The organism is Pseudomonas yangonensis (genome assembly GCF_009932725.1).
In the GTDB taxonomy this organism is placed as follows: Bacteria; Pseudomonadota; Gammaproteobacteria; order Pseudomonadales; family Pseudomonadaceae; genus Aquipseudomonas; species Aquipseudomonas yangonensis.
Window position 1 is genome coordinate 21,707 of the sequence record NZ_BLJU01000013.1, and the last position, 6,000, is coordinate 27,706.

Annotated in this window: 6 protein-coding genes; 4 read left to right on the plus strand and 2 right to left on the minus strand. The window is 63.5% G+C overall.

What is annotated here, in order from left to right; genetic code table 11:
- The first annotated feature begins 746 nt into the window (after nucleotides 1–746).
- From algC to GYB81_RS15865, 3 genes are all read left to right on the plus strand, one after another.
- Nucleotides 747–2,141 (plus strand): phosphomannomutase/phosphoglucomutase, encoded by a 1,395-nt coding sequence (algC, locus tag GYB81_RS24575; RefSeq protein ID WP_212632029.1) that lies wholly within the window; start codon nucleotides 747–749, stop codon nucleotides 2,139–2,141.
- A 24-nt stretch (nucleotides 2,142–2,165) separates the two neighbouring features.
- Nucleotides 2,166–3,071: an acetylglutamate kinase gene (argB, locus tag GYB81_RS15860; RefSeq protein ID WP_024310044.1), complete on the plus strand. Its 906-nt coding sequence runs from the start codon at nucleotides 2,166–2,168 to the stop codon at nucleotides 3,069–3,071.
- Between the two features lie 312 nt (nucleotides 3,072–3,383).
- Complete coding sequence (locus tag GYB81_RS15865) at nucleotides 3,384–3,830, plus strand: acyl-CoA thioesterase (protein WP_161867598.1); 447 nt, start codon at nucleotides 3,384–3,386, stop codon at nucleotides 3,828–3,830.
- 11 nt (nucleotides 3,831–3,841) lie between these two features.
- Here the strand turns inward: GYB81_RS15865 and GYB81_RS15870 are convergent, their stop codons facing one another.
- Nucleotides 3,842–4,444, minus strand: a complete 603-nt coding sequence (locus GYB81_RS15870) for a DUF4124 domain-containing protein (RefSeq protein WP_092378686.1) — start codon at nucleotides 4,442–4,444, stop codon at nucleotides 3,842–3,844.
- Nucleotides 4,445–4,464: 20 nt separating this feature from the next.
- A complete protein-coding gene (gene pyrE / locus GYB81_RS15875; protein WP_161867597.1) occupies nucleotides 4,465–5,106 on the minus strand; it encodes an orotate phosphoribosyltransferase in 642 nt (213 codons plus the stop codon).
- A gap of 81 nt (nucleotides 5,107–5,187) precedes the next feature.
- Here pyrE and crc point away from each other — a divergent pair, with 81 nt between their 5' ends.
- Entirely contained in the window at nucleotides 5,188–5,967 is a 780-nt protein-coding gene (crc, locus tag GYB81_RS15880) for a catabolite repression control protein Crc (protein ID WP_024310048.1), read from the plus strand.
- Nucleotides 5,968–6,000: the final 33 nt, after the last annotated feature.

Sequence of the window (6,000 nt, forward strand, 5' to 3'; positions counted from 1 at the left end):
TGGACCTGCTGCGCCGCGCCGAAAGCGGCCAGCAGCCTGCCGTCGAAGCCTACCGGGTCGGCCAGCGCTGGCTGGCCTACAGCGCCGTGGTGCTGCGCGTCGGCGAGAACCAGCCGGCCCAGGGCACCTTGCTGCTGGCCTTCGACCTGCAACGCCTGCTCGCCGCCCTGCCAGCGCTGCCTGCCGAATATGGCCAGGTGCAGCTGATCCAGCAGTTCGCCAACACCCCGGAGCAGGTGCTGCTGCAACGCGGCCAGGCGGGCGACGGCGCGGCGCAGACCTTCGCCACCGGCAATCCGTACTGGAAGATCAGCTTTACCCCCGGTCCGGCCCTGGCGCAGAGCAGCGTCCCTGCCTCCATGCTCGGCCTGGCGCTCCTGCTGGCATTGGGCGGCGCCCTGATCGGTCTGATTCTGGTGCAGGGCGCCCTGCAGCGACGCGTCAATGGCGATGCACAGCAGCTCGGACAAATGCTGAAAGAACTCTCTGCCGGCAAGACCGTCAAAGCCTTCAGCCTCAGCGTACCGGCACTCGATACGCTGGCCCAGAGTCTGGCGCGCCTGCCGCGTCGCAGTAGCCCTGAAGGCAGCAATACCGCCGTTACAGAAACAGCCGCGGCCCCCGCCGTTCAGCCGGTCAGCAAACCTGCCGAGCTGGTCGACCCGCTGTTTCAGGACACCGATATCCTCGATATCGACATTCTCGATGAAGACCAGGATCTCCTGGGACTGGAGCAGAGCCCCGCAATGAGCACTAGCCAAAGCGCCCCGAAACTCCCCGCCGACATCTTCCGCGCCTACGACATTCGTGGCGTGGTAGGTGACACCCTGACCGCCGAATACGCCTACTGGATCGGCCGCGCCATCGGCTCGCAGAGCCTGGCCCAGGGCGAGCCCAAGGTCGTCGTCGGCCGTGATGGCCGCCTGTCAGGCCCCGAACTGCTGCAGCAACTGGTACAGGGCCTGCTCGACTGCGGCTGCGAAGTCACCGACATCGGCATGGTGCCGACACCGGTGGTGTACTTTGCCGCCAACGTGCTGGAAGGCCGTTCGGCCGTGATGCTGACCGGCAGCCACAACCCGCCGGACTACAACGGCTTCAAGATCATCATCGCTGGCGACACCCTGGCCAACGAGCAGATCCAGGCACTGAAGACCCGCCTGGACAACAACGAGCTGGCCACGGGCGTCGGCAGCGTGCAGCAGGTCGACGTGCTGCCGCGCTACTTCAAGACCATCCGTGACGACATCGCCCTGGCCAAGCCGCTCAAGGTGGTGGTCGACTGCGGCAACGGCGCTGCTGGCGTGATCGCCCCGCAACTGATCGAAGCCCTCGGCTGCAGCGTGATCCCGCTGTTCTGCGAAGTGGATGGCACCTTCCCCAATCACCACCCAGACCCGGGCAAGCCGGAGAACCTGGTCGATCTGATCGCCCGTGTGAAATCCGAGAACGCCGACCTCGGCCTGGCCTTCGATGGCGACGGCGACCGCGTCGGCGTAGTGACCAACACCGGCACCATCGTCTACCCGGACCGCCTGCTGATGCTGTTCGCCAAGGACGTGGTCTCGCGCAACCCCGGTGCCGACATCATCTTCGACGTCAAATGCACCCGTCGCCTGACCCCCCTGATCAGCGGCTACGGTGGCCGTCCGGTGATGTGGAAGACCGGCCATTCGCTGATCAAGAAGAAGATGAAGGAAACCGGCGCCCTGCTGGCAGGCGAGATGAGCGGTCACATCTTCTTCAAGGAACGCTGGTACGGTTTCGACGACGGCATCTATAGCGCCGCGCGCCTGCTGGAAATCCTCAGCCTCGAGAAACGCAACGCCGAACAGGTGTTCAGCGCCTTCCCCAGCGATATTTCCACGCCGGAGATCAACATCAAGGTCACCGAGCAGACCAAGTTCGGCATGATCGAACGTCTGCAGCGTGAAGGTCAGTGGGGCGAGGCGAACATCACCAGCATCGACGGTGTACGCGTCGACTATCCCAAGGGCTGGGGCCTGATTCGCGCGTCCAACACCACGCCGGTGCTGGTGCTGCGCTTCGAGGCCGACACCCAGGAAGAGCTGGAGCGCATCCAGGATGTCTTCCGCGCCCAACTGCTCAAGGTCGCCCCCGACCTGCAACTACCATTCTGATCGATTGTTCCAGGAGCCCCCTGCATGACCCTCGAGCGTGACGCCGCCGCCCAGGTTGCCAAGGTACTGTCCGAAGCCCTGCCCTATATCCGCCGCTTCGTCGGCAAGACCCTGGTGATCAAGTACGGCGGCAACGCCATGGAAAGCGAGGAACTCAAGCAGGGCTTCGCCCGCGACATCGTGCTGATGAAGGCGGTCGGCATCAACCCGGTGGTGGTACACGGTGGCGGCCCGCAAATCGGCGATCTGCTCAAGCGGCTGTCCATCGAAAGCCACTTCATCGATGGCATGCGCGTCACCGACACCGCCACCATGGACGTGGTGGAAATGGTGCTCGGCGGCCAGGTCAACAAGAGCATCGTCAACCTGATCAACCAGCATGGCGGCAGCGCCATCGGCCTGACCGGCAAGGATGCCGGCCTGATCCGCGCGAAGAAGCTCAAGGTCACCCGTCAGACGCCGGAAATGACTCAGCCCGAGATCATCGACATCGGTCATGTCGGCGAGGTCACCGGGGTCAATACCGAGCTGCTGAACATGCTGGTCAAGGGCAACTTCATCCCGGTCATCGCGCCGATCGGCGTCGGCCAGGACGGCGAGTCCTACAACATCAACGCCGACCTGGTGGCCGGCAAGGTTGCCGAGGCGCTGAAGGCCGAGAAGCTGATGCTGCTGACCAACATCGCCGGCCTGATGAACAAGCAGGGTGAAGTGCTCACCGGCCTGACGACCGAGCAGGTCGATGGCCTGATCGCTGACGGCACCATCTACGGCGGCATGCTGCCGAAGATCAAGTGCGCCCTGGAAGCCGTGCAGGGCGGCGTCACCGCCGCGCACATCGTCGACGGCCGTGTGCCCAACGCAGTGCTGCTGGAAATCTTCACCGACACCGGCGTCGGCACCCTGATTACCAACCGCAAACGCCCCTGAACAGCGGCCGCAACGCGGCCTTCTGCTGACCCTCTCCCGCTTGCGGGGCGAAGAGGCGCGCCTTTGGAAGCACTGCTTCCTGCACCGATGAGCGCCTGATCGCTAGCGATCAGGCCGGGGCGCGGAGCGGGGTGCCCGGTGGGCACCACGAATCCCCCACGCGTGTACGCATGGCGACCCGAGCGGTGCGCATAGCGTACCCTACCCAAACCATCGAGCAGCCTTATCGCAGCCCATCCGCACGCCAACTCGAACTTGCGGTAATCCCCCTCTACAAGCACGCTCGCCAGGCACCCCTGATAAGGAACGCCCATGAGCAGTCAGCCCGAAGCCAGCCAGTTCACCTTCTTCCATCCGTTGCGCGTGCGCTGGGCCGAGGTCGACCCGCAAAGCATCGTCTTCAACGGCCACTACCTGACCTACGCCGATGTTGCCATCACCGAGTACTTTCGCGCCCTCGGCGTCGCCTACCCCGGTGACCTGGCCCAGGACGGCGGCGATTTCTTCGCCATCCGCACCTTGCTCGAATACCACGCCCCGGCACGCTTCGACGATGAGCTACAGATCGGCATCCGCAGTGCACGCCTGGGTCGCTCCAGCCTGACGTTCGCCCTTGGCATCTGGCGTGACGGCGAGCTACTGACCAGCGGCGAAATCGTCTACGTGCACGCCGACAGCGCGACACGCAGCAGTGCGCCGCTGCCGCAGTGGCTCAGAGAAAAGATCGGGAGTTTCGAGAAGACTCAGCCGCAGAGCTGAATTACCGAGCCTTAAGGCTTTTTCTGCGGCTCGCCAAACAGCTCGGCCAGACGTGCGCGATCAGCGGCGAAACCCGCTTCGGCCTGGGTGCGCGTCTCCTTGTAGCGGGCGATGTCGCGCTGCAGACGCTGCTGTTCTTCCTTGAGGTTATTGATCTGCACCAGCAAATGCTCAGGCACCGGGCGCCCGGCACGTTCGTGATCGGCGGCCTGGCTCTGCAGGTTGGCCTGCTGAGTGCGCACCGACTGCAGATTGCCGCGAGCCACGCTGGTGACGCTGTCGAGCTCGGCCAGCTTGCGTTCGCGGGCGCGGTCGACGTCATCGAGATTGGTATACAGGCGCAGCAGCTGAGCATCGCTGCTGGCGCGCGCCTTGTCCGCCTGCATGCGGGCAAACTCCTCCGGCGTCGGCGCCGGCGGAATCACACGCACGACGCGGCCCTGGTCATTGAGCACTTCATAACCCTTGCCGATGAACTCCGGTGGCACACCCTGGCGGCTGAGCACCGTCACGCCCTTGTCGTCGACATAGCGATACAGCTCGGCGGCCACTCCGGACAACGGCAGCAGCAGACTACAGAGCAGCGTACAGCGGGTCAGGAGCGGTGCAGGCATAGGACGACCTTGTGCTAGGGCTAGATTCCGTATTCGGTGCGATAGGCTTCGACAGCCGGCAGATATTGCTTCAGTTCAGCATCACCTGCCAGATATTCCAGTACCTGCTGCAGTGACACGATGCTCACTACCGGCATGCCGAAGTCGCGCTCGGCTTCCTGGATGGCGGAAAGCTCGCCCTGGCCGCGCTCCTGACGGTTCAACGCGATGAGGGTGCCGGCGGCCTGCGCGCCCTGGCCCTGGATGATCTGCATCACTTCGCGAATGGCGGTGCCGGCGGTGATCACATCATCGACGATCAGCACACGGCCCTTGAGCGGCGCACCGACCAGAGTGCCGCCCTCGCCGTGATCCTTGGCTTCCTTGCGGTTGAAGCACCAGGGCAGATCGCGCTGATGATGCTCGGCCAGCGCCACGGCAGTGGTCGCCGCCAGCGGAATACCCTTGTAGGCCGGCCCGAACAGCACGTCGAAGTCGATACCGCTGTCGACGATCGCAGCCGCGTAAAAACGCCCCAGCTGAGCCAGCGCCAGACCGCTGTCGAACAGGCCGGCATTGAAGAAATAAGGGCTGGTACGCCCGGACTTGAGGGTGAACTGGCCGAAACGCAGAACCCCGCGTTCGATGGCGAAGCGAATGAAATCGCGCTGGTACGCTTGCATGAAAAAGTCCCGGACGGCACGGATTTAGCTAATTGAGGTGAGCTCGGGTATCATACACGCACGTGTTTTTGGGGGCCATTTATGCGGATCATCAGTGTGAACGTGAATGGTATTCAGGCTGCGGCCGAGCGAGGTTTGCTCAGCTGGCTGCAAGCCCAGAATGCCGACGTGATCTGCCTGCAAGACACCCGTGCCTCCGCCTTTGAAATGGACGACCAAGCCTTCCAGCTGGATGGTTATTTCCTCTATGCATGCGACGGTGAAGTGCCCAGCCAAGGTGGCGTGGCGCTCTACTCGCGATTGCAACCCAAGGCGGTGATCAGCGGCCTCGGCTTCGAGATGGCCGATCGCTACGGGCGCTACCTGCAGGCAGATTTCGACAAGGTAAGTATCGCCACTCTGCTGCTGCCGAGCGGGCGTGACGGCGACGAGAGCTTGAATCAGAAATTCAAGTTCATGGACGACTTCACCCATTATCTGGACAAGCAACGCCGCAAGCGTCGCGAGTACATCTACTGCGGCTCGCTGCACGTGGCGCACCAGAAGATGGATGTGAAGAACTGGCGTGACTGCCAGCAATCACCGGGCTTCCTGGCACCCGAGCGTGCCTGGATGGATGAGGTGATCGGCAACATGGGCTATGTCGATGCCCTGCGCGAAGTCAGCCGCGAAGGCGACCAGTTCAGCTGGTGGCCGGATAACGAGCAGGCGGAAATGCTCAACCTGGGTTACCGCTTCGACTACCAGCTGCTCACACCGGGCATGCGTCGCAGCGTGCGAAGCGCGCGCCTGCCACGCCAGCCGCGCTTCTCCCAGCATGCGCCGCTGATCGTCGATTACGACTGGATTCTCAGCGTCTGATCGACAGGTACGAAAAAGCCCCGCAATGCAGAC